The 23683-nt window shown below is 50.1% G+C and carries 20 protein-coding genes; 4 read left to right on the top strand and 16 right to left on the bottom strand.

Features of this window, described 5'->3' with window-relative positions:
• Positions 1–8 precede the first annotated feature (8 nt).
• From ntrC to BM334_RS10100, 10 genes are all read right to left on the bottom strand, one after another.
• A complete protein-coding gene (gene ntrC, locus BM334_RS10055) occupies positions 9–1481 on the bottom strand; it encodes a nitrogen regulation protein NR(I) (RefSeq protein ID WP_092841346.1) in 1473 nt (490 codons plus the stop codon).
• Positions 1478–2593, bottom strand: a complete 1116-nt coding sequence (gene glnL / locus BM334_RS10060) for a nitrogen regulation protein NR(II) (RefSeq protein WP_092841349.1) — start codon at positions 2591–2593, stop codon at positions 1478–1480. The genes ntrC and glnL overlap by 4 nt, the downstream gene beginning before the upstream one ends.
• A complete protein-coding gene (locus BM334_RS10065) occupies positions 2577–3158 on the bottom strand; it encodes a DUF4124 domain-containing protein (RefSeq protein ID WP_092841351.1) in 582 nt (193 codons plus the stop codon). The genes glnL and BM334_RS10065 overlap by 17 nt, the downstream gene beginning before the upstream one ends.
• Before the next feature lie 23 nt (positions 3159–3181).
• Positions 3182–4594 carry a glutamate--ammonia ligase gene (gene glnA, locus BM334_RS10070; RefSeq protein ID WP_092841353.1) on the bottom strand — a complete coding sequence of 471 codons (1413 nt, stop codon included), beginning with the start codon at positions 4592–4594 and terminating at the stop codon, positions 3182–3184.
• 326 nt (positions 4595–4920) lie between these two features.
• Complete coding sequence (locus BM334_RS10075) at positions 4921–8070, bottom strand: efflux RND transporter permease subunit (RefSeq protein WP_092841355.1); 3150 nt, start codon at positions 8068–8070, stop codon at positions 4921–4923.
• Entirely contained in the window at positions 8063–9037 is a 975-nt protein-coding gene (locus BM334_RS10080) for an efflux RND transporter periplasmic adaptor subunit (protein WP_157981868.1), read from the bottom strand. The genes BM334_RS10075 and BM334_RS10080 overlap by 8 nt, the downstream gene beginning before the upstream one ends.
• Before the next feature lie 122 nt (positions 9038–9159).
• Entirely contained in the window at positions 9160–10860 is a 1701-nt protein-coding gene (locus BM334_RS10085; protein WP_092841360.1) for a PepSY domain-containing protein, read from the bottom strand.
• Entirely contained in the window at positions 10857–11585 is a 729-nt protein-coding gene (locus tag BM334_RS10090; protein WP_092841362.1) for a hypothetical protein, read from the bottom strand. Before BM334_RS10090 ends, BM334_RS10085 begins: the two co-directional genes overlap by 4 nt.
• A gap of 31 nt (positions 11586–11616) precedes the next feature.
• Positions 11617–12432, bottom strand: a complete 816-nt coding sequence (locus BM334_RS10095) for a DUF4198 domain-containing protein (protein WP_092841364.1) — start codon at positions 12430–12432, stop codon at positions 11617–11619.
• A 46-nt stretch (positions 12433–12478) separates the two neighbouring features.
• Complete coding sequence (locus BM334_RS10100) at positions 12479–13609, bottom strand: PepSY-associated TM helix domain-containing protein (protein ID WP_092841366.1); 1131 nt, start codon at positions 13607–13609, stop codon at positions 12479–12481.
• Between the two features lie 174 nt (positions 13610–13783).
• On the opposite strand from BM334_RS10100, the gene BM334_RS10105 reads away from it, so the two are divergent.
• From BM334_RS10105 to typA, 3 genes are all read left to right on the top strand, one after another.
• Positions 13784–16123: a TonB-dependent receptor domain-containing protein gene (locus tag BM334_RS10105; RefSeq protein ID WP_092841368.1), complete on the top strand. Its 2340-nt coding sequence runs from the start codon at positions 13784–13786 to the stop codon at positions 16121–16123.
• A gap of 106 nt (positions 16124–16229) precedes the next feature.
• On the top strand, positions 16230–17276 hold the full coding sequence (locus BM334_RS10110) for a CNNM domain-containing protein (RefSeq protein WP_092841370.1): 1047 nt from the start codon (positions 16230–16232) through the stop codon (positions 17274–17276).
• Between the two features lie 88 nt (positions 17277–17364).
• Complete coding sequence (gene typA / locus BM334_RS10115; protein WP_092841372.1) at positions 17365–19203, top strand: translational GTPase TypA; 1839 nt, start codon at positions 17365–17367, stop codon at positions 19201–19203.
• A 125-nt stretch (positions 19204–19328) separates the two neighbouring features.
• On the opposite strand, the gene BM334_RS10120 is transcribed toward typA, so the two are convergent.
• From BM334_RS10120 to BM334_RS10130, 3 genes are all read right to left on the bottom strand, one after another.
• Positions 19329–19739, bottom strand: coding sequence for a GreA/GreB family elongation factor (locus BM334_RS10120; protein WP_092841374.1), 411 nt, complete (start codon positions 19737–19739; stop codon positions 19329–19331).
• Positions 19740–19932: 193 nt separating this feature from the next.
• On the bottom strand, positions 19933–20589 hold the full coding sequence (gene trhA, locus BM334_RS10125) for a PAQR family membrane homeostasis protein TrhA (protein WP_092841375.1): 657 nt from the start codon (positions 20587–20589) through the stop codon (positions 19933–19935).
• 12 nt (positions 20590–20601) lie between these two features.
• On the bottom strand, positions 20602–20886 hold the full coding sequence (locus tag BM334_RS10130; RefSeq protein WP_092841377.1) for a DUF3081 family protein: 285 nt from the start codon (positions 20884–20886) through the stop codon (positions 20602–20604).
• 155 nt (positions 20887–21041) lie between these two features.
• Here BM334_RS10130 and BM334_RS10135 point away from each other — a divergent pair, with 155 nt between their 5' ends.
• Positions 21042–21665, top strand: a complete 624-nt coding sequence (locus BM334_RS10135) for a TetR family transcriptional regulator (RefSeq protein ID WP_092841379.1) — start codon at positions 21042–21044, stop codon at positions 21663–21665.
• 44 nt (positions 21666–21709) lie between these two features.
• On the opposite strand, the gene BM334_RS10140 is transcribed toward BM334_RS10135, so the two are convergent.
• The 3 genes from BM334_RS10140 to BM334_RS10150 form a co-directional block, all read right to left on the bottom strand.
• Positions 21710–22222 carry an NADPH-dependent FMN reductase gene (locus tag BM334_RS10140; protein WP_092841381.1) on the bottom strand — a complete coding sequence of 171 codons (513 nt, stop codon included), beginning with the start codon at positions 22220–22222 and terminating at the stop codon, positions 21710–21712.
• Between the two features lie 2 nt (positions 22223–22224).
• Positions 22225–22875: a DUF2959 domain-containing protein gene (locus tag BM334_RS10145; protein ID WP_092841383.1), complete on the bottom strand. Its 651-nt coding sequence runs from the start codon at positions 22873–22875 to the stop codon at positions 22225–22227.
• Positions 22876–22939: 64 nt separating this feature from the next.
• Positions 22940–23632: an SDR family NAD(P)-dependent oxidoreductase gene (locus BM334_RS10150; RefSeq protein ID WP_092841385.1), complete on the bottom strand. Its 693-nt coding sequence runs from the start codon at positions 23630–23632 to the stop codon at positions 22940–22942.
• Positions 23633–23683 lie beyond the last annotated feature (51 nt).

Consider the following 23683-nt stretch of genomic DNA (forward strand, 5'->3'; position numbering starts at 1 on the left):
CAACGCGCCTAGTCTTCGCTGTTCTTGTTGTTGCTTTGGCTATTGCTCTGGTTGCCAGCAAACTCGGTTATTTTGCGGGCTAACGTATTACGCCCCCAACCGAGTACCTCTGCAGCATTTTGCTTATGACCGTTGGTGTGTGCCAATGCGGTTTCAAGCGCAAGTTGCTCTATGCTTGGCAATAGGTCATCTAAGATGTGGGTATGCCCTGCTTCGCAACGTTGTTTTAGTTCATTGCTTAATAGTGTATACCATTGGGCAGAATTTGCCTGTGCTAAATTTTGATAGTTTGGGGATAAATCTTTCGGTAAATCAGCAACATCGATAATTTGACCTGGCGCCATGACGGTTAACCAACGGCAAGTGTTTTCAAGTTGCCTTACATTTCCTGGCCACGCTGCATTCACTAATCGCTGCTCTGCAGCAGGGGTTAGCCGCTTGGGTGTCCCCCCAAGTTCGGTGGCTGCGGTCTGCAAAAAATGCTGTGCCAGTTGCGGAATATCTTCGCGCCGCTCGGCTAGGCTTGGTAGCTGCAAGCGAATAACATTTAAGCGGTGAAATAAGTCTTCACGAAAGTCGCCTTGCTTCACCCGGCTTTCAAGGTTTTGGTGGGTGGCGGCAATAATGCGCACATCAACAGTTACCGGTTGATAGCTCCCGACTGGGTAGAACTGCCCTTCGGCTAAGACTCTAAGCAAACGCGTTTGCACCGCTAGGGGCATGTCACCAATTTCGTCTAAAAATAGCGTGCCACCGTGGGCTTGTTCAAAACGGCCTTGGCGTTTTTGCGTGGCGCCGGTGAAGGCGCCTTTTTCATGGCCAAACAGCTCAGACTCCACTAGGTCAGCCGGAATGGCTGCCATGTTCAACGCAATAAATGGTTTATTGACACGTGGGCTATGCTGATGCAGGGCTCGCGCAACGAGTTCTTTGCCGCTACCCGAGGCGCCGGTAATCAATACCGTTACGCTTGAATGCGATAGCCGACCAATAGCCCGGAACACGTCCTGCATCGCCGGTGCGTTGCCGATAATTTCGCGCACATTGGTTGCTGTTTGTGTCGCTTCACTCTTAGCTGTTTGGGTTTCGCGGGCCAGTGCACGGCTTGCCGTGTGCACCACTTCGTCAATATCAAATGGCTTGGCTAAATACTCAAAGGCCCCGCCTTGAAACGCGTTAACAGCCGAGTCGAGATCAGAATGCGCGGTCATGACAATAACGGCAATGTGCGGGAATTCTTGATTAAGCTTACGCAGTACCGCCAAGCCATCTTCGCCTGGCATACGAATGTCGGTCATGAGTACCTTGGGCTGCTGCTTGCTTAGTTCGGCATACATAGCTTGTGCATCGGCGAAGCTACGGCTATTCAAATTAGCCCGCGCCAGTGCTCGCTCGAGCACCCAGCGAATGGAGCTGTCGTCGTCGAGTACCCAGATGTCACTTACTGGCTGGCCGTTCTCATTGATATCCGTGTCGTTCATGACAAACTCCGTTCGGTAATTTGGCCTGGGGTGTGACATATGGTGTCGCTATACGGCAAATAAACATTAAATTCTGTATGACCAGGCTCTGAGCGCACCTCTATTTTGCCACCATGTTGGTGTACTAAATTCTGCGCTATAGAAAGACCTAAACCGGTACCACCAGCACGGCCGCTAACCATAGGGTAAAACAAAGTATCGCGTATATGGTCAGGAATACCGGGGCCGTTATCTTGCACTGTGACAATGGCGCAATGGCGATAGCGCTTGCCATGAATGGTTTGCTGCAGCGCAATGCGTGTGCGTACCGTTATCTGTGGCTGCTTGGTATGGCTTTCTAACAGAGCGTCGCAAGCGTTCATGACTAAATTAAGCAGAACCTGCTCCATTTGCTCAGCGGCCATGTTTAGCTCGGGCAGGCTAGGGTCATAGTCGCGCACCCAGTCAATGCTTGGACCAACGCCAAGGCGGGCTACGTCAATCACATGTTCTAGCAACGCATGTATGTTGCCTAACTGGCGCTTAGGCAGTTCGTGCGAGCCTAATAAGCGGTCCACTAACAGACTCAGTCGGTCCGCTTGGTGAATGATTAAGTCGGTGTATTCTTTTAAAGACGGGTCTGGCAGTTTTAAGGACGGGTCTGCCAATTCAGATGCCAATAGCTGCGCTGCACCGCGCAAACCACCCAAAGGGTTTTTTATTTCATGTGCTAAGCCACGCACCATGCTTTGCGCCGCATGCAGCTGCTGTTGCTGGTTGCTCTCTTGGTTAATGCGACGAATTTGGTCTATTTGCCGTAGCTCCAGCAAAATACTCAAACTACCGTCAGCTTGGCGTAGCGGCTGCGCAATAAACTCAATGGTAATGCGTTGGCCGTCGTGCAAAATTAAGGTGACGTCGCTGTCAGACACTGACTGTTCGTCGTGCAGCGCATGCTGAATAACTAGTGGGTCAAGGCTGCTGAAATGAAATAAGCTGAAAAATGGCTGTAACTGAAAACGCCGCAGACTGCCATCTAAAATGGCTTCTGCGGCGGCGTTCATAGACCGAATGCGAAGCTGATCGTCTAACAGCACGACGGCTGTTAATAGTTGATCAAGACTGGGTTGCATTCGGTTGCACCACGCTGGCGCGCAGCACAAATACCGCCACAGTATCTGAGCGCGCCACTTGCTGATTATTGACGTCAACAATACGCACAAACAGGCGCCGTTCGCCACGTTCAATTTCAGCCAAGGTGACTTGCTGGCTGTTAAAACCACGCCATGCAGTCACACCGTCAACTACCAGCTCGTAGTTGTAGCCTGCTGGCAACTTCGAGGGCTGCGACTGCCAGCTAACTTGCAGCTGGCCGTCGTTTGCTCGAATGGCTTGGTTGTGATCAGGCGCTGTTATACTCACCCCAAACTCAACTGCTTCTGTGCTTGCCTCAGCGTTGTTCTGGGCAGTGCCAGCCTCAGCTGGTGTATTAGCTAAAGGGCCTGTCGGCTTGGCAAACTCCGTCACCGGCGCCGGCTCAACATCCACCTGCTCAGCGCCACGAATGGGTTTATCTGAGTAAGTTACCGAGCCGTCTGCATTACGCTTTTTATAAACTTGCGCCTTGCTTGGGTCAATGTGCAAACCGACGCCCACAAGGAACGTCAGCAGCACAGCAAGAATAACTAATGGTTTCATCGCTTCTCACTTCACCCGCGTGATTAAACGCTGTAGTACAAATCAAACTCAATTGGGTGCGTGGTCATTTTTAGCTTCATCACTTCTTGGTGTTTCAGCTTAATGTACGCATCAATCATGTCGTTGGTGAACACGCCACCAGCAGTTAAGAAGTCGCGGTCGCTATCCAACGCTTCCAACGCCATTTCTAGTGAATGACATACGGTTGGAATTTCTTTCGCTTCTTCTGCTGGCAAGTCGTATAAGTCTTTGTCCATAGCGTCGCCTGGGTGGATCTTGTTTTTAATACCGTCAAGACCAGCCATCAACAATGCCGCAAAGCACAAATACGGGTTGGCTGCAGGGTCAGGGAAACGTACTTCAATACGACGTGCTTTGGCGCTAGCCACAACAGGAATACGAATTGACGCTGAGCGGTTACGCGCAGAGTAGGCCAACATAACTGGCGCTTCGTAGCCAGGTACCAAACGCTTGTACGAGTTGGTGGTTGGGTTACAGAACGCATTCAGTGCACGTGCGTGCTTGATAATACCGCCAATGTAATACAACGCCATTTCGCTTAAGCCGCCGTACTGGTCACCAGCAAACAGGTTTTTACCGTCTTTGCTGATAGACATATGCACGTGCATACCTGAGCCGTTGTCACCCACAATTGGTTTTGGCATAAAGGTTGCGGTCATGCCGTATGAGTGCGCCACGTTGTGCACAACATATTTGTATACCTGAATTTCATCGGCTTTTTTCACCAACGTATTGAAACGTGTCGCCACTTCGTTTTGGCCCGCAGTTGCTACTTCGTGGTGATGCGCTTCAACCACTAAGCCCATGTCTTCCATCACGGTGCTCATGGTGCTACGAATATCGTGCGCTGAGTCAACCGGAGGCACTGGGAAGTAGCCGCCTTTCACACCTGGGCGGTGCGCTAAGTTACCGTCTTTAAATTCTTTGCCGGAATTCCACTTCGCTTCGTCGGCTTCAATTTTGTAAAACGAACCGCTCATGTCGGTGTGGAAACGTACGTCGTTAAACAAGAAGAACTCTGGCTCTGGACCAAACAAAGCCGTGTCACCAATGTTCATGCTCTGTAAGTACTCTTCTGCACGACGTGCAATTGAGCGGGGGTCACGGTCGTAACCTTGCATGGTGTCTGGCTCAAGAATGTCGCACACCACGTTCATGGTGATTTCGTCAGTGAATGGGTCAAGCACCACAGAGCCACAGTCTGGCATGAGCACCATGTCTGACTCGTTAATGCCTTTCCAGCCGCCAATGGACGAACCGTCGAACATTTTGCCTTCTTCGAAGAACTCTTCGTTGATTTGCGAAACCGGAATGGTCACATGTTGCTCTTTACCTTTGGTGTCGGTAAAGCGTAAGTCCACGAATTTGACTTCGTTTTCTTCGATAAAAGCCATAACGTCTTGTGGTGTTGCCATGTGATCCTCCGCGATCGTACTGGTGCTTGAATGCAAGCGTGTAAAAACAATTGGGTTAGTATAGCAGCAAAAATAGTTGCTGATAGTGTCTTTGCCTAAATTAGCAGCTCTTTGCCGCTCTTTGCACCAGAATAAAGCAAAAACAATGCCAATAAATTATTTTTCTTTTATTTCAGCCTGTTGGGCGGTTTGTGGGTTGTAGTGCGGCGCTGAAAACCTGTGATAATGCACCAACATGGTGCATTGCGGCGCGCCATGTTGGTGCAATGACGGCGTGCGCGGCGGGCAATAACGGCGCTGCGCGCCACCCGGCGTGGAACGCCGGGCTACTGGCGTCGCAGTTGCGACGCGTACAGCAGCGGGATGACCACGAGGGTGAGGGCGGTGGATACGGCGATGCCGAAGATTAGGCTAACCGCTAGACCGTTGAAGATGGGGTCGTCTAAGATAAAAAACGCGCCCATCATGGCGGCGATGGCGGTGAGTGTGATTGGTTTTGCGCGCACGGCGGCGGCTTCAATAACGGCGTTATTGAGATCTTTGCCGGTGGCAACTTCTTCGCGAATAAAGTCCACTAACAGTATTGAGTTACGCACAATAATACCCGCCAGTGCAATCATGCCGATCATGGAGGTTGCAGTGAACTGCGCATCTAACAACGCATGGCCTGGCATAATGCCAATAAGTGTCAGGGGTATTGGTGCCATTATCACTAGTGGTGTCATGTAGCTGCCAAAATGGCCAACCACTAATAGGTAAATCAGCAATAAGCCGACTGCGTAGGCTAAGCCCATGTCGCGGAAGGTTTCATAGGTGATTTGCCATTCGCCGTCCCATTTCATGGCGGTTTGGTTCCATATGTCGGGCTGGCTGATAAAGGTTTGGGTTAGCTCAATATCTCCAGCAGCGTCGAACAGGCCATACAATGGGCTGTCGAGTTCACCAGCCATATCGGCGGTTACGTAGACCACTGGGCGTAAATCTTTGTGATAAATGGGCTGGGCAAATGCTACTTGTTCGCGCTCTATCAATTCGGCAATTGGAATTGCTTGGCCGCTGGTTTGACTGGTTACGGTGAGGCTTTCGAGTTGCGCCAGTTGCCCCTGCCAGTTGGCTGGTAGACGTAGTTTCACCGGTACTGGCTGAACTTCGTTCGGTAAGGCTAAATAGGTCACATTCATTCCGCCAAGAGCTGTTTGCAGCACTTGCACGACCTGTTGGGTGCTCACCCCTAACTGGGCGGCTCGTTCGCGATTTACCTGCCAGGTTTCTTGGTTTGCTTGGGCAACCAAGATGCTATCGATATCCACCACGCCTTCGGTTTGTGCAAGCTGAGCAAGCACGTCGCGGGCACCCTGCTCGCGCTGTTCGGCCGACGGGCCATATATTTCAGCGACTATGGGCGCGAGTACTGGTGGGCCCGGTGGCACTTCAACAACTTTCAGTGAGGCGCCAACGGCTTCGGCAATTGGTGTCAGCATTGGGCGTATGGCCAAGGCGATGTCGTGGCTTGCGCGATCACGTTCGCCAAGTGCTGCTAGGGTGACTTGAATGTCGCCCATATTAGGCCCTTCGCGCAGGTAATACTGACGCACAAGTCCGTTAAAGCCGATGGGTGAGGCGGTACCGGCATAAATTTGGGTGGCCTCTACTTCATCCACTTCATCGAGTTTCTGCGCTAGCTGCATCAGTACGGCGTTGGTTTGTTCAAGGGTGCTGCCCTCGGGCATATCTAGCACCAGCTTAATTTCGCTTTTGTTGTCAAACGGCAGCATTTTCATCACCACCGCTTGCACCACGGCTAAACCAAGCATAGCGACAATAAGAATAATCAAGCCAAAGCCCATGAAATAGCGACGCTTGCGGTGCGTTAGCAGTGGCCGCATAAGCTTTTCAAAAAAGTTATGCAGCTTGCTGGCTTTGGCATTGCTGCCGTGTTCGTCACCACTCTTGCCAACCTGATGCTCGTCTTTCAGCAAATGCCGTGCTAACCATGGGGTGACGGTTAGCGCGATAATTAGCGACAGCAACATACCCAGTGAGGCATTAATGGGGATAGGGCTCATGTACGGTCCCATAAGGCCACTGACAAAGGCCATGGGTAGCAAGGCGGCAATGACGGTAAAGGTGGCCAAGATGGTCGGCCCGCCAACTTCGTCGACGGCGGCAGGTATACCGTTTTTCAACGACTTACCGAGGCCTAAATGGCGGTGTATGTTTTCCACCACCACAATGGCGTCATCGACCAAAATGCCAATTGAGAATATAAGCGCGAACAGCGACACGCGGTTCAGGGTAAAGCCCCACGCCCAAGAAGCAAACAGTGTCATGGCTAGGGTGAGCACCACGGCGCTACCCACCACCACGGCTTCGCGCTTGCCTAGCGTGAGTAGCACGAGAGCAACCACAGAAATTGTTGCGAAAATAAGTTTTTGAATAAGCTTAGAGGCTTTGTCGTCTGCGGTTTGACCGTAGTTTCGGGTGACCTCTATGCTGATTTCTTCCGGCAGCCATTGTTGCTTCAGTGTATCTAGGCGTTGCAATACTTGCTCGGCTACCACCACGGCGTTCTCGCCGGCCTTTTTGGTAATGGCCATGGTAATGGCTGGTTGCGCTTCACCGCCAGCAGGGCGCGACCATACATAACGCGAGGGCACTACGGCACTGTCATGAATGGTGGCCACTTGCTCTAAGCGCACTGGCTTACCGTCAACCTGTGCAACAATAAGATGGCGTAGGGTTTCGGCGCTATCAATAAAGCTGCCTGCTTGCACAGGAATGAGTTGGCCATTGGCAAACCGATAGCCGGCTTGGCCACTTTGATTTTGCCCAGAAAGTGCTTGCGCTACCGCGTTGAAGTCTAAACCAATACGGCTTAGTGCGGTGTTGTCTAATGCCACGTTGATTTGTTCTGGCTCGGCGCCAATCACTTGAATACCGCGTACGCCACTGACGTTTTGCAGCGGCTCAACTAAGGTATCGGCGACGGCTTTTAGGTTTTGCGATTGGGCTTGCGTTTCCAAAGTAATGGTTAGCCCCAAAATGGGCACGTCGTCAATGCCGCGCGCTTTCACGAGTGGCTGTGAAAAGCTTGGGTGCTGGCCTTGCCAACTAGCTAGGGTGTCAAACAACTCAACCAAGGCTTTTTCACGCGGCACGCCCACTTCAAACTGCACCGTCACTAACGCTTGGCCTGGCTGTGACACCGAGTAAATGTGCTCAATGCCGCTCATGCGGGCGAAGTGTTGCTCTAACGGGGTGGCTAATTGGGCTTCAACTTGCGCCACTTCAGCACCCGGAAAGGCCACCATCACGTCGGCCATGGTGACATCTATTTGCGGCTCTTCTTCGCGCGGCGTAATTAACGCGGCCATAATGCCAAGAATAAGCCCGAACACGGCCAACAGTGGGGTTAACTGCGAACGCTCACCCCAGGCCGCAAACTTACCTGCGATACCTAAGGGTTTGTTACTCATGAATGATCACCTCACCTGCTTGTAAGCCACTGACCACTTCAATCATGCCGTTCGAGCTAGCGCCTAATCGTACTGCGCGCCAGCTATTGTCTTGCATACGTACTAAAGTTAATTCGCCTTGGCGATGCACTGCATTGGCGGGAATTTGCACGCCAAGGTGCTCGCCAACTTGAATGTTTACCGGTTGCCACTGGCCTGGAATAAAACTGCTTTGCTGCGGCAACTCTTTTTGCGGTAACACAAGGCGCACGCGCACGGTACCTGACTGGCTATGTACGGTCGGGAATACTTGCAATGACGTGGGCTCAACGCCATTAACACGGGCCCAGTTGAATTGCGGTACGGCACGGGCATAGCCAGCTGGAATGTCTACATGAAGGCGCAGTTGGCTGGGGTCGAAACCGGACATGAGTGGCGTGCCTGGCTGCACTAGTTCGCCGGGCTCAACCATGCGGGCGCTAACGAGCCCACCATAGGGTGCTTTTACTTCGGTGTACGATAACTGTTCTTCAGCGCGCTCAACCGCGGCTTGCGCTGAGCGCAGTTGTGCTTTGGCGTTATCAAGGCGGGCTTTAGCTCGGTCGCGTTCAGCCACAGACACTAATTGGCGTTCAACCAAACTGCTTATGCGGTCAAACTCTTGTTGCTCGGCTACTAAGCTGGCATTGGCTGCAGCTAACTGGGCTTGAGCTTGAGTTAGCATTTGATATTGCTCAACCGAGGTAATGGTTACAATTGTCGCGCCAGCAGGTACAACATCACCCACATCGACAAGTACTTTTTCAACACGGCCAGACACTTGGGCAGATACAGTTGCACTATTGGTCGACTCGACCAACCCCTGCAACTGGATATAATCCGCGATTGTGGCTTCACTAACTTTGTAGTCAGCAGCTAGCGCTGAGGTAACGACGGTGTTTGCACCAACTGCAATAGTAAGTGCAGCAAACCAAAGACGTAAGGACATAATCACTCCTTGCCAATTCATACCCATGCCGAAACGGCTATTCGCTAAAATTATAGGGCACAAACTGGCAAGTGTGTATTGTTTATTTCGTATTTTTCTAAATTAATGCGCCAGACCACGTTTTATATGCCAAAGTCATCAAACTTAATGTGCTTTGCCGGCACCTTCAGCTGGTCTAACATGGCGAGCGTGGCACGCAACATCGCTGGCGGCCCACACACATAAACATCGACATGATTCGAATGTTGATGCGCCAGCCACTGTTCGGCCAGTTCATGCACCATCGTGGGCTCGAAGTGCTCAGTTGCAGTTGACTCTGCGTGTGCAGAGGCTTCTGAAACACAACTGTGATAATGAACGACACCCTGCGCGTGCAGCGCACGGAATTCCTGTTCGTAGCACAGCTCTTCTGGCGTTCTCGCACCGTAGAAAAAGTGTATTGGTCGTGCCGGCGTGTGCTTTAATTCGCTTTGAATAAGTGCCCGCAATGGTGCCACACCTACCCCGCCGCCAATGAATACCTGGGTGCGCTGACTGATATTGCTATCGGTTAGCAAAAACTCTCCCATGGGCCCTTCTGCTACAACGGTATCACCGGGCTCTAAACCAAGCAGATAGCTTGAACCAACCCCCGGCTGTAACCCGGGCTTGGGCGCTGGCATGCAACGCACCGCCACCATAAAGGTGTTATTTGGCATGCGGCTCGGCGCCGCAGCAAACGAATAATTGCGCCGTAGCGGCTCATGTTCATTGGCGGTTGGAATTTTAAACTGCAAGAACTGACCCGCTTGGTAAACAAATGGCTCGGCACGGTCGGCGCAGGTAAATGTCAGTTCGCTCACACTTGGCGACAGCTGCCGCTTGTGCTGCAGCACCAAGTTGAGTTGCTGAGCACCTTGATTCACCACGCTAACCTTGGCTTTAGCATCAAACCGATGCTGACAGCCGAGCCGAATGCCTTGAGCTAGTTCGCTGTCACTTAATAATCGTTTATCTGCTGCATTCGGAGCCGGCGCGCTCGCGCTAAAGCGCACCGTGCACAGGCCACAAGTACCGCCGCCACCACAGGCGCTGGCAATGGGCTGCTCATGCTGCTGAAAGAAGGCTAAATAACTTGGCCGCTGGCGCGGGTTCAAGTCGCCGCGAACCAGGTTACGGCCCAGCAAAATCAGCCCTGACAAAACAAACCACAGCATAAACAACGCGGCGCTAACCATCAGCAAATGGTTAAAATTTCGGCCGCCACTGTAGTCCATAAAATGCAGACGGAAGGCCCAGTCGCCAAACACCCAAAGCCTATTGCGATGGTCAACAATAGTGCCAGAAGCCCTATCGACATAAATACGGGTAGCCAAGTCATCGGCAAAATTCACTCGATAACCTGGCCCTTGCCAACCATAAAGCTCGTCGCTATTTGCCACCGCAGAAACGTGGCTAACACGACCAGGACCACGGTAGCCAGCCTGAGCGATTTGGGTAGCCAGTTCGGCAGACGTATGCCAGAGGGCCCCTGTGCTGGCATTGAAATATTCAGTGCCGCGCTCGGTGCTAATGACATATTGCGGCACGCCATGCACAAGGCGGACCGACACACTTTGTATGGTGTTCGCCGTTAACGGCAGTTGCTTAAGCGGCACCATAGCAGTGCCCGTTGATGCACTCTGTAAGGCATCATGAAAATGAGTTTGCTGACGATACTGGTGCGCTTCAAGCGTACGATGCCCAGCAATCGAGAAATACATGCCGGTGATCAGCCAAATCATGACCTGCATACCAATAATCAAGCTTGTCCAGCGGTGTAGCCATTGTAAGAAGCGCATCATGAGCGCCCCCTAACGGCTTGGCGCCGAAAAATGGTGACTATGATCAGCAGTACGCCGGTAAACATAAACAGCGCGTTGCCAATAATGACCGCTCGCAACAGGTTGTTCTGAATGTCTGAGCGCGTGTCATAGTCCATAATGTGCAACATCCACATAATATCGAAACCACGCCAATAGGTGTGCCGTTTGCTCACGAGTTCGCCAGTTGTGGCGGAAAAATACAAACTGGTGCTGCCGCTGTCCGCAAAATTAGCCTGCCAAACCGGCAGTAAGCTTGGGCTTATTTCATTAGGGGCATTTTCGGTAAGCAAGGTTAGTTGTGCTAATGGCGCATCGCCAAGTGCATAAGTGCGATTAGCAATCGCGCTTATCGCGTCAGCGCTAAGCGTAATAGGTTGAAGTGTTTGTGCATCAAGCAACTGCGTTTTACCGCGCCGCGTTATGTGGTACACCGGGCGTGGTTGCTCATTCAGCCACAAGCTGGTGAGGGTAATCTGCGTTGCTCGTGGAAAGCGTTGCGCCACTGCGGCAAATTGCTCTGCCGTTCGCGGCGCTATAACGCTTTGATGGGTAGGTTTTACAAGGTGGTTGCCATGAATAAACGGTAACTCAAATAGCACCATGTAGGCGCCACTAACGCCCCACAGTACCATTTGCAAGCCCACCAACAAGGCCAGCCAGCGGTGCCAGGAGCGCCACCGGCGAGCGTTTAAACGTTTTGTCATCTCATACGCTATTTGTTATTTTGAATAGCGTTTAAAGTACCTCAAAAACTGCTGAGTAACTACCCCGACGTACTGTTGCTGGCGCTTGACCGCGGTTGTCTTGATAGTCAATTTCCATAAAATATTGACCTGCGCTAGGCCACTCAACGCTGAACTCGCCTTGCTTGTTACTGGTTATGGTTATTTCGTTTTGTTGTGCACGGTAGCGCATACCTTCACGTATCACCGTAATTTCAGCACCACTAGCTGGCTCACCGTTAATTAGCAGTTTAAAGCTAGCGCGTTCACCGGCATATAAGTCATTAGGGTGAGTCACTGGCACTAGCTCCAAACCATAGTTCGTGGGCTTTAGAACCTGGTCGCTCGGCATTCCGTTGGTGACAAAGGTTTCTACGCGACGCGAAAACTCGGCGACTTCTAAGTCTTTGGCTTGCTTAGGCACTTGGCGCTCAAAGTCACCGGCTTTTGGCACAACCCCACGGCCAGGCCAAAACTGTCGCTGACCATTTTCGTCCACCCAGCGTGCTTGCAAATTGGTTGTCGCTTGAGCAATTTTATAGGTGCCAGATTGCGTTAATTGCAAATCGAATACTGAACGAGTTTTTCCAGTAAAAGCATTCAACAATGGCATTTCTTCACCGTTTGGCGCGAATGCTTTTACCGCATCAAGCCGAAACGCGACATAGTCACGGGCAAAAATCTCGTTAGAAATGCCAGCATCGAAGGTTACCCATACATTTTCCTTTGATAACACCGTTGCGTCGGGCTTGATCCAGGCTCGGTGGGCGTCTGCGGTACTGATAAAGCACAGTGTGGCTAAGGTGGTCAGGGTTAGTAGCTTGCGCATAGGTTGCTCCTTGTTTCGTTAGTCGTCATTCGTTAGTCGAAATTCGTTAGTCGATAGTTAGGCGGATGTGACCGAGTTCATGCTGGCCTGTGACATCGGCAGTAAACGGTAATGTCAGTGGTAACTTGATGGGTATTTGTAAGTGTTCGCGGCCACCAACTTCGCGGGCAGCTTCAATATTTAAGGTGTAGTTTCCAGCGCCCTGGGCTTGCAGCACCTTTAATAGTTTAGGCAGTGATAACCGGTGCGCACCTGGGCGGCGAGTAGCCCCAGTAACGCCATCAAGAGGCAGCTCGGCCATACGGCCGCTGCGGCGCCACCACTGGCGCATGTCTTTTAACCATTTTTCGCCTTCTTTATTGGCTAACTTTAAGTCGTACCAAACGGCAATATCAGCAATACGCTGGTGGCGCTCATCTGCGAGCCATATAGCCACATATGGGCGATGGTATTCAGCGACTTGTAACTCAGGAATAGTCAACTCTAGCGTGGCTTGCTTGGCTTCAGCCGCAGTGACATGCATAGGTATAAGGAGTACCAGCCATGGCACCACAATGCCTGCTAACACCAACGGCCAGGTACTTTTTCGCCCTTTGGCATAACGCTTCAATAAAATCAGGCCCGTTATGGCAAATATGCCCATAATGACCGCTAATAAATCTAACATGAGCACCCATCCGAAGCCGGTATTCCGGCCTTTGTGTAAGTCATTAAAATAAGCGACCCAACCGCGATCGAGATCTTCTTGGTAAAACTCAGCGGTTTCTAAATCAACGCGAAACCAGCGATCGCCACCGGCTCGCGGCATACCCACATAAACTTCAAACTCATCCCATTGAGCTACCTGCGCCCGCGCTAAAGGCATAGATAGCTGTTGTTGATACCAAGCGGTGAATGCACTAGGTAGAGGGCCTTGCCCGGTAGTTTGCCCATTGAGCAATTGTTGCTGGCGGGTCTGTAATTGCTGCATAACTTCGGCAGGTACTTGCAGTTCTAATACTTGCTTTTGCGGTGATGCCTCGACAGAACTCGCGTGATTTAAAGTAATGCCGGTAATCGCAAATAGCAGCGTGGCGGCCAAACACGCAGCTGAGCTGATCCAATGCCAAGCTTTGATATCTCGCCACGCACTCTTTTTACGAAGCGCTGAACGTGGCTTGGCGCGCTGCAGCTTCATTAATTTTCCCTTGATGTAATTCATGACCGGTCTTTTTTCTCGCTAAAACAAATGGTCCAATTTCTTTTTAAGAATAATTCTCATTTAGTGTTTACATATTAAATGATAGTAATTATCATTTGCAACAACTTTCACAGCGAACCATTTCTCATCATTACAAGTTAGGGATAATTCATGACGACTCGTTTATCTGCCATTGCCATCGCCCTTGCCGCTAGCCCGTTATTTAGTGCTCATGCTGAGCCCACGCCAGTAGCTGTTGTTGATGCCAAAGACCGTATTGAACGAATTGTGGTAACCGCGGCCGGTTACGAAACCAAACTCATTGACGCACCCGCCAGCGTTACTGTGGTAACACGTGAAGATTTAGCCACCAAGCCTTACTCTGGATTGGCCGATGCATTGCGTGATATTGAAGGTATTGATGTAGGCTCTGGGCAAGACAAAAATGGTAATTTAAGCATTACCATGCGGGGGCTTCCGGCTGAATACACCTTGGTTTTAATTGACGGCCGACGGCAGAACGACACCGGTGATATTGGCCCAAATAACTTCGGTAACAGCCAATATATGTACATGCCACCGCTAGCAGCCATAGAACGTATTGAGGTAGTGCGTGGGCCCATGTCGACGCTATATGGTAGTGATGCCATTGGCGGTGTGGTGAACATTATTACCCGTCGTGCCTTAAAGCGCTGGCACGGTGATATTTCAGTAGCGGGAACAGTGCAAGAAGACCAGCAGTACGGCAATGATCAAAAGTTAGACTTTTACGTGACGGGGCCTGTGGCCAAGCGGTTGTCGTTGGCCCTACGCGGGAGCGGTTACTGGCGTGAACCTAGCAACCCCGGTTATATAACGACGTTACCCCTTCCGGATGGTACCAGCTGGACTGATTCAGGTAGTTTTGGCGACCGCAAAGTTGTTGGCGGTAAATCATGGAACTATGGCGCAACACTTGATTACAACATGACCAAAAAACAACGCTTTGCGCTTAGCTACGATCGCGCCAAGCAACGTTATGACAACACTCAAAGCCAAGTCGGCACGCTCGATTCTGCGGAAAATATGTGGCGTGCAGATAACGATGGCCTAGTTCAACCGCGGGTTGGCTATGCACCCTATCAACGCGTGCAGCGAGAGCAGTTTGTCGTGTCGCATCTGGGGTTATTTGACGGCGGCGTTTGGCGCAACAGCGTCACCCACAGTATTAGTGAAAACCTTGGCCGGTCATTACCACTTACACTTGCCGAGCGAGCAAATTTTCAAGCGCTTTGGGATCAAGCGGTTGCTGAGCAAGGGGTTAACCGACCAGAACTTACTGACGCCATTCGTGCGCAAATTGAAGCGGATTTTTTACCGCGCCCTAACCGCGCCCTCAAATTAACCAATTGGATTGTCGATTCAAGCTACGAAATGAATTTTACCCGCAACAAACTAGTGGTGGGTGCGCAATACCTTGATGTCGCCATGGAAGATGGTGTGTTCGGCTTTTACGGCGAAGAATACCGGGCCGGTACCACACAAGATCACCGCCAGTGGGCCCTGTTTGCAGAAAACAACTTTGATGCAACCGATGCATTAACGCTAACCGCTGGTGCGCGTTATGACCATCATAATGTATTTAGTGGCCAGTGGAGCCCGCGTGTTTATCTGAACTATCGCTTAAACCCAGACTGGACTTTTAAAGGTGGTATTAGCACCGGCTACAAAGCACCGAAGCCCAATGATTTATTCCCAGGTATTACCGGATTTGGTCGCCAAGGCACTATTCCATTGGTTGGTAGCCCGAATTTGCAACCAGAAACTAGCGTCAATTACGAAGCGGCTGTGTATTTTGACAACGCCAAAGACTTTACCGCCAACCTCACCGTGTTCTACAACCAGTTTGACGACAAGATTATTCGTCAAGACAGTGCCCCGAACTGTGAGATCGCTCAAGCAGGTCAGTACTGCGTGGACATTGGTGATGGTTGGGCGGACTTAGGCTTTGACTACTTTACGCAGTACGCCAACGTCGACAAAGCTGTCACCCAAGGTGCTGAAGTATATGCCGAGTATGACTTTACACAAGCACTAAACTTACGTGCTAATTATACTTACACGCACAGCGAAGTTCGCAGTGGCGCCGACCAAGGGCTACCCTTGGTGAATACGCCTAAGCACATGGCAAACGCCACCCTAAGCTATGCCGTGAATGATGCATTGAGCCTTGACCTACGCGCCGAAATTCGTGGTGAGCGGTTCCGCGGAACGGCCAACGTAAGCGGCCCTCAAGGCCCAGAAACCGTTGAAGAATATTATAAGTCTTACGAGCTATTTCATGTGGGTGCAAGCTACGATATTTCCGACGCCTGGACACTTCGTGCCCGCATTAACAACGTGCTAGACACTGACCTATCAAGCCGTAGTTGCTTATTGGCTGACAACGAAAGCGAATACTTATGCTCGCCAGACTATAACACCGCCGAGCGCGCTCGTAGCTTCTGGCTTTCAGCAAGCTATAGCTTTTAAACCATATATGAGTTTTGTGGAAAGGGGCATTCATGCCCCTTTTTTAATTGTGGTTAGGCAGAACTTCTGCCAAAATTCAGCATCGTTTTAACAAGTTGGATAGCCCGTGTTTTTACTTATCGTTTTTGCTTTTATTGCTGTTGGTATTTCGTTTTTATGCTCTATTTTAGAGGCCGCGTTACTTTCAATTACGCCAAGCTACGTGGCCCAACTAAAAGAACAACAGCCCAAGCTACATGCCAAATTGCAGAAGTTAAAAACCAATATTGATCAGCCGTTAGCGGCTATTTTGACCTTAAATACCGTCGCGCACACAGCCGGTGCAGCCGGTGTAGGCGCTCAAGTAGGGGTGGTATTTGGCGATGGTTACTTAGCAGTGGCCTCAGCAGTGATGACGGTGCTTATTTTGGTGCTCTCCGAAATTTTGCCAAAAACCATCGGGGCTAAATTTTGGCGTCAGTTAGCACCCATGCTGCCAGGTATTTTGAATTTCTTGATCATGATTTTGCGCCCGTTTATTTGGATGTCTGATCAAATTACTAAACGCATTGGCGGCGAAGAACATGTGGATGTGCGCTCAGAAATTAAAGCACTTTCAACCCTTGGCCATGAACAAAAACTGATTGATAGCGACGAGCGCCGTGTGATTAACAATATGCTCGACTTGCACACGATTCGAGTACGGGATGTGATGACACCGCGCACAGTTTGTGAGTCGGTGCGCCCTGATGAAACCATTAGTGAGTTTTTGTACCAAGTAAAAGCCATGCCCTACTCGCGCTTTCCAATTATTGACGCCGACGAAGTACCACACGGTATTATTTTGCGTAGCGAAGCGCTTGAGTCTGAAACCGACAAAACCGTGAATGAACTCGCGCGCGACGTTGAAGTGGTTTCTGAAACCGTCGACGTTGAACAAGTCATGCGTATGTTTTTAGACAAGCGCCAGCACATGGCCTTGGTATTTGACGAGCACGGCACTTGGATGGGCTTGATTACCCTTGAAGATATTATCGAGACCATTTTGGGCCAGCCGATTATGGATGAAACCGATACGGTGCCAAGCCTACGCCGCTATGCCCAGCAACGCTGGGACAAGCGTCTTAAACAAAGCCAACCGCAAGACAATTCACCCGCCAACGAAAAAAACTAGCTTGTGTAGTGGGGGACGCGTATAATACGCCGCTATTTTAACCAATGGCGGTTCACCCCGTCCCCTCGTGTTTTTACAGGCTTTATTAATGACTATTCAAGCGACTGAACTTTCCAAGCTGCGCAATATTGCAATTATCGCGCACGTTGACCATGGCAAAACAACCCTGGTTGATAAACTTCTGCAACAATCGGGCACTTTAGAAAGCCGCGGTGGTGCAGAAGAACGTGTCATGGACTCCAACGATCTTGAAAAAGAACGTGGCATTACCATTTTGGCCAAAAACACGGCGGTTAATTACAAAGACTACCGTATTAACATTCTTGATACGCCAGGGCACGCCGACTTCGGTGGTGAAGTTGAGCGCGTACTGTCAATGGCAGACTCAGTATTGTTGGTTGTTGACGCAGTTGACGGCCCAATGCCGCAAACGCGTTTCGTAACCCAAAAAGCGTTCGCGCACGGCTTGAAGCCAATTGTGGTTATTAACAAAATTGACCGCCCAGGCGCACGCCCAGATTGGGTTATGGACCAAGTATTCGATTTGTTCGACAACTTAGGCGCCACTGACGAGCAGTTAGACTTTCCTGTGGTATATGCATCAGCATTGAACGGCTGGGCAACGTTAGACTACAACAACGTAACCGACAACATGGAAGCGTTGTTTGAAACCATTCTTGAAAAAGTATCGCCACCAGACGCTGATCGCGACGGCCCGTTGCAAATGCAAATTTCACAGCTTGATTACTCAAGCTACGTGGGCATTATCGGTATCGGCCGTATTAAGCGCGGTACCTTGAAGCTGAACCAGCAAGTGACCATTGTTGGTGCTGACGGCAAACAACGTAACGGCAAAGTTGGCCAAATTTTTGGTTACTTGGGCCTTGACCGTATTGAAACTGACCAAGCTAGCGCCGGCGACATTGTTGCGGTAACAGGTTTGGGCGAACTGAAAATTTCTGACACTGTGTGTGCCGCTGGCAGCGTTGAAGCCCTTCCTGCGCTAACTGTTGACGAGCCAACAGTAACCATGACGTTCCAGGTAAACACCTCTCCGTTTGCTGGTAAAGAAGGTAAGTTTGTTACTTCACGTCAAATTCTTGAGCGTTTGCAGCAAGAGTTGAAGCACAACGTTGCCTTGCGTGTGCAAGAAACCGACAACCCTGATCGCTTCCGCGTGTCTGGTCGTGGTGAATTACACTTGGGCGTATTGATTGAAAACATGCGTCGTGAAGGCTTCGAATTAGCGGTTTCACGCCCAGAAGTGATCATGCGCGAAGTAAACGGCGTGAAAGAAGAGCCGTTTGAAAACTTAACGGTTGATATTGAAGAGCAACACCAAGGCTCGGTGATGGAAAAGCTCGGCTTACGTAAAGCTGAAATGACCAACATGACGCCAGACGGTAAAGGCCGTATTCGTATCGACTTCGTGGTACCAAGCCGCGGCTTAATTGGCTTCCAAACTGAGTTTATGACGTTGTCGTCAGGTACCGGTTTGATGTACCACAGCTTTGACCATTACGGCCCATTCAAAGGCGGTAACATTGGTCAGCGCATTAACGGCGTGTTGATTTCTAACGCGCAAGGTAAAGCATTGGCCTACGCTTTGTTCAACTTGCAAGAGCGCGGCCGCTTGATGATTGGCCACGCCGAAGAAGTTTACGAAGGTATGGTTATTGGTATTCACAGCCGTTCAAACGACTTAACGGTAAACTGTTTGAAAGGTAAGCAGCTGACCAACATTCGTGCCGCTGGTACTGACGATGCATTGTTGCTAACCCCGCCAATTCGTATGTCTCTTGAGCAAGCTCTTGAGTTTATCGATGACGACGAGCTGGTAGAAATTACGCCAAAATCAATTCGTATTCGTAAGCGCATGCTGACCGAAAACGAACGTAAACGTGCTAGCCGTAGCAAAGAAGATTAAGCTTTCGGTTTACAGATAGAAAAAGGCGCCTATTCCGGCGCCTTTTTTATTAGTCGTGGCTTTTGTTTTTCTTTTCACGACGTTTTTCTTTTAGCGTTTTCTGTGGTTTCTTTTTCTCTTTTTCTTTACTCATTACTCGCTCCTTTACGGTTGAGTGCTATTAAACGCCAACGGCTTTCGTTGGCCCCTAAAAAGACCGAAAACTCTGCGCCAAGCGGCAATGCAAGCGATGCCAACCCGATCGGCGACAGATAAGAAATCTGTCCTCGATCTGGGTTGGCACGGCTTGGCTCGACAAGTTGAAACGTTAAGGCTTTACCAGCACGGCCATGGGATAAGACTTGCCGTACAGTAATTTCTGATCCGACTTCGGCTAGCGGGTGAATACGTGATGCACGCCGCTGTAATTGCTCAAAGCGATGCATGAGTTCAGACAGCAACAAAGGGTGCTGCAACACACGGTGTTGTTGGCACTGAAACAAACGATGGTTAAAACACGAGGCTGAGTTGCAATAACTCAATACACGCGCAAGCACGGCATTTACTCCTACCGAACTGAAACACGAACAATTAGAATTTGGGAATTAACGAACAGGCCGACTGCGGATGCGCAATCGGCTTAAACTGGAAAGGTGAGAGCAGTACTTTGAATTGTAAAATCAGCTTTAAACATGGCTTCCTCTCTATGCGGAGCAGACCATAGCCCTTTCCCATCGAAAAGGCAAGCCCTTAAGCCATGTCGGGGTGTGGCAGCACGAAATAGAACACTGAAAAGAAGTGCAGCACGCTACCAGCTAGTACAAACAAGTGCCAAATGGCATGGTGAAAACGCAGTGATTTCCACACGTAAAATATCACGCCAAAGGTATACGCAAGACCACCGGCTAGTAATAGCCACAAGCCACCTGGCTCAACACTGTCTATCATGGGTTTGATCATAATTAACGCCATCCAACCCATACCGAGGTACAGACTTAACGAGAGCCACTTTTTGCGCTCTTGCATGGCCACTTCCATAATCACGCCAACCACCGCAATGCCCCACACCACGCCTAATAAACTCCAGCCCCATGGCCCGCGTAGATTCACCAAGGCAAAAGGTGTGTAAGTACCCGCTATCAACACATATATTGCGGCGTGGTCCATTTGCTGAAAGAACGCCTTAATGCGTGGCCACGGAAAGGCGTGATACAGCGTTGATGCTAGGTACAGCAATATAAGGCTAGCGCCATAAATGCTGGCGCTGACCACATGAAAGGTGTCGCCGTATGAAACCGCCCATACCAACATAAAAATTAAACCGACAATGGCTGCAATGGCACCCACCCCATGGGTTAATGCGTGGGCAACTTCTTCGGCAACGGTATAAGCTTTTGTTTTACTCACTTCACGGCTTCTCTATTTGGTTTCGCGCTCGGGCGTGTAATGGCCCTTGCTAATATTTTCGAGTGCTTTCATAAAGTTCTCGAATTGGCGTTCATTGTCATAATCAAGATGATACTTGTTATGAAACTCAAGACGCATTTTAACACCATGGCCTTCAAGAAAAACCGTATACCCGTCAAAGTCTGTGTAACCGGTTATGCCTTCCAGTGTGCGTCGACCTTCATCGTCGGCTTTGCCGTATTCATGAATGGTTTCAAAAGCATCAAGTACAAGTCGTTGGTCAATATCGTTTTTCATGGCCGACCTCCATTGTAGAGCTGTCAGTTAAGTTAAATTCAGCATAGCATTTTAGCTGTGACTATATGATGAAATTTTCGTTCACTTACATACATACATGCATGTTTGTTTAATTTCGATTATAATGTCACCACTTATACGGTACGAGGTGAATTGTGGTTCGTCGAACGAAAGAAGATGCGTTAACAACACGCCAAGAGCTACTTGACGCAGCTGAGCGCTTATTTAGCGAAAAAGGGGTATCCAATACCTCTATGAACCAGGTTGCAGAAGCAGCCGGGGTTACGCGTGGCGCTATTTATCACCACTTTGAGAACAAGCTCGATCTTATTGATGCGTTAATGGAGCGCGTACGCCTGCCGGTTGACGACATGCGTGACGAACTTGCGCAAACTTACCACGGTGACCCCATTTCACTGTTGCGGGCCCGCTGCTTGCATATTATTGGCCAAGTGCAAGATGATCCGCACACGCAAGCTTTGGTGAATATTCTGCTGCACAAATGTGAATATGTTGACGACGCTTTGCCGATTCATTTGCGCCATTTAAGTGGCCGCAATGCCTGTATTACCGAGTGCATTGCGCTTGCCGATAAGGCCAAACAGCAGGGCTTGATTGATGAAAAATACGACTCAAAGTCGTGCGTGGTTGCGTTATTTAGCTTGGTTGATGGCTTAATGTATAACTGGCTGTTAGACCGTGATTATTTTGATTTATCCACCACCGCCCTACAGGCTATAGACACCTATTTAGCTGGTTTAAAACCGCGCGGTGCTTAAGCTGACAGCTAAGCCAACACCTAGGCCAACAACGAAGGCGACAATTAGTCGCCTTGCTTCAAGAAGTTCTTAATTTGCTCACCATCAAACTGCGCAATAGTGTCGTCACTAGCTTGTGGGCAGCTTAAAAACAGCGGCGCCACCCAACTTTGCACAGCCCCCATAATCACCATTAAGTGTGTCATGGCGCGCATAGCACCTAGCCGTCCTGGCGAGGCACCAGCTAACAGCACGGTTTTACCCACCCACGGGTTTTGCTCAAGGCGCGTGGTCCAGTCAATGGCGTTTTTTAATAACGGTGGAATTGAGCCGTTGTATTCAGGGGTGACAATAACCACTTTAGTGGCGTCGTTAATGGCACTGGCTAATTTTTGAATATTTGACGGTACGCCGTTCTCTTGCTCGTCATCACCATTATAAATTGGCGCATCAAGTTCCGCGGCTGGGTAAGCGTAACACGCTCGGCCATCAGCTTCCGCCACCTCACAAATACGCTGTTGTAACTTACGATTTACGGACGCACTGCGGCTACTACCGGCAATAATCAATACACTCATGCTTAACCCTCTTTCATTGCAGCAATAAACTGGTTGGACTCGTTTATAGCTGTTTCCATTTCGCGAATTAACGCCTGAATATCTGTTTGTAAGCTGTTGTATTCACCACGAATGGCGTCAACTGCCGAAGCATTGAGGTTGTGCTTCAAGAACAATACGTTGTCTTGCAGCTTAGCGAGTACAGGGTCCATGGTTGCTGCGGCACGCTCCATGCTGCGTAGCAAGCTATTGTAGCGTCGCTCGGTGTCTCGTAACGAGCGTTCGCTCTCGCGGCGCATTGCGTCATTGCTGTAGAGTTCAAGTTCATCTTGCCACTCGTCAAACAATGCTTGAGCCACATCGTCAATCGCTTCGATACGATCACGCACACGTTCTGCGGCACTTTTACTACTTTCATAATCATCGTTGAGGGCGTTGTAGCGCTCTTCAAGTTCACCGCCATCAAACTGTAATAGCTCATCTAAGCGCTGCAATGCAGATTTAAATTCTTGCTGAGCGTCGGTTTGAGCATCGCGCGCGTCATCCACACGATCAACTAAAATATCACGCTTGTGCACACCTACTTTTTCCATAGCACCGTAGTAGGCGCTTTGGCAGCCCCCTAGCAATATCGTGGCTGCTGCTAGCCACAGTAAAGTAACGAGTTGACGCATAATTGCTCCTTGCTGGTTGGTGTCATCGCCCTAAGCTTGGGCAAAACAATGGTTCGAGTATAGCTTAATAAGTTAGTGGCGAGCCATCCCAATGCCAAAAACCACCTGAATTTTCAGCATGTAACTGCTCAATCACTGCGGCAATACGTTGCGCTGATTGCGCCGGTGTATACAGTTTGTCTGCCGCTAAACGTTGTTGAAACGGCTCAGACAGCGCCGTGTCTGTGGTACCTGGATGAATAGCCGCTATACAGAGCTGCTTATGCGTACGTTTAAGTTCAACCGCCGCGGTTTTTAGCAGCATATTCAAGGCCGCTTTGCTGGCTCGATAGCTGTACCAACCGCCAAGGTAGTTATCACTAATACTGCCGACTTTAGCACTCAACTGCGCCCATATGCACGCCGACTTTTTCGGTAGCAACCCCAACAGCTGTTGCAGCAACAAAATAGGCGTGATGGCGTTCACTCGAAAGCTCTCGTGTAGCTGTTCTAAGTTCACGTCTGCCAATCGTTTTTCGGGCATAAAACTGTCATTGTGAAGCACACCCAGCGTACTAATGACCACGTCGGGCTGATACAGCTGTGGTAACACTGCCTGTAATTGTGCCGCGCTGTAGTCTTCAACTTGCAGCCAACATACCTCTGGCAAACTACTAGCCTGGCGGCTTAGCGCCTGCACTTGGTGCCCAGCTTTGTGATAATGTGTAACCAGCGCTTTACCGAGACCACCCCCAGCACCAATAATAAGAACCTTCATATGAACCCGCTTTCATGCCTTGCTAACGATTTAGTTATTTACGCAATTGCT

This window comes from Pseudidiomarina donghaiensis, assembly GCF_900116895.1.
Lineage (GTDB): Bacteria > Pseudomonadota > Gammaproteobacteria > Enterobacterales > Alteromonadaceae > Pseudidiomarina > Pseudidiomarina donghaiensis.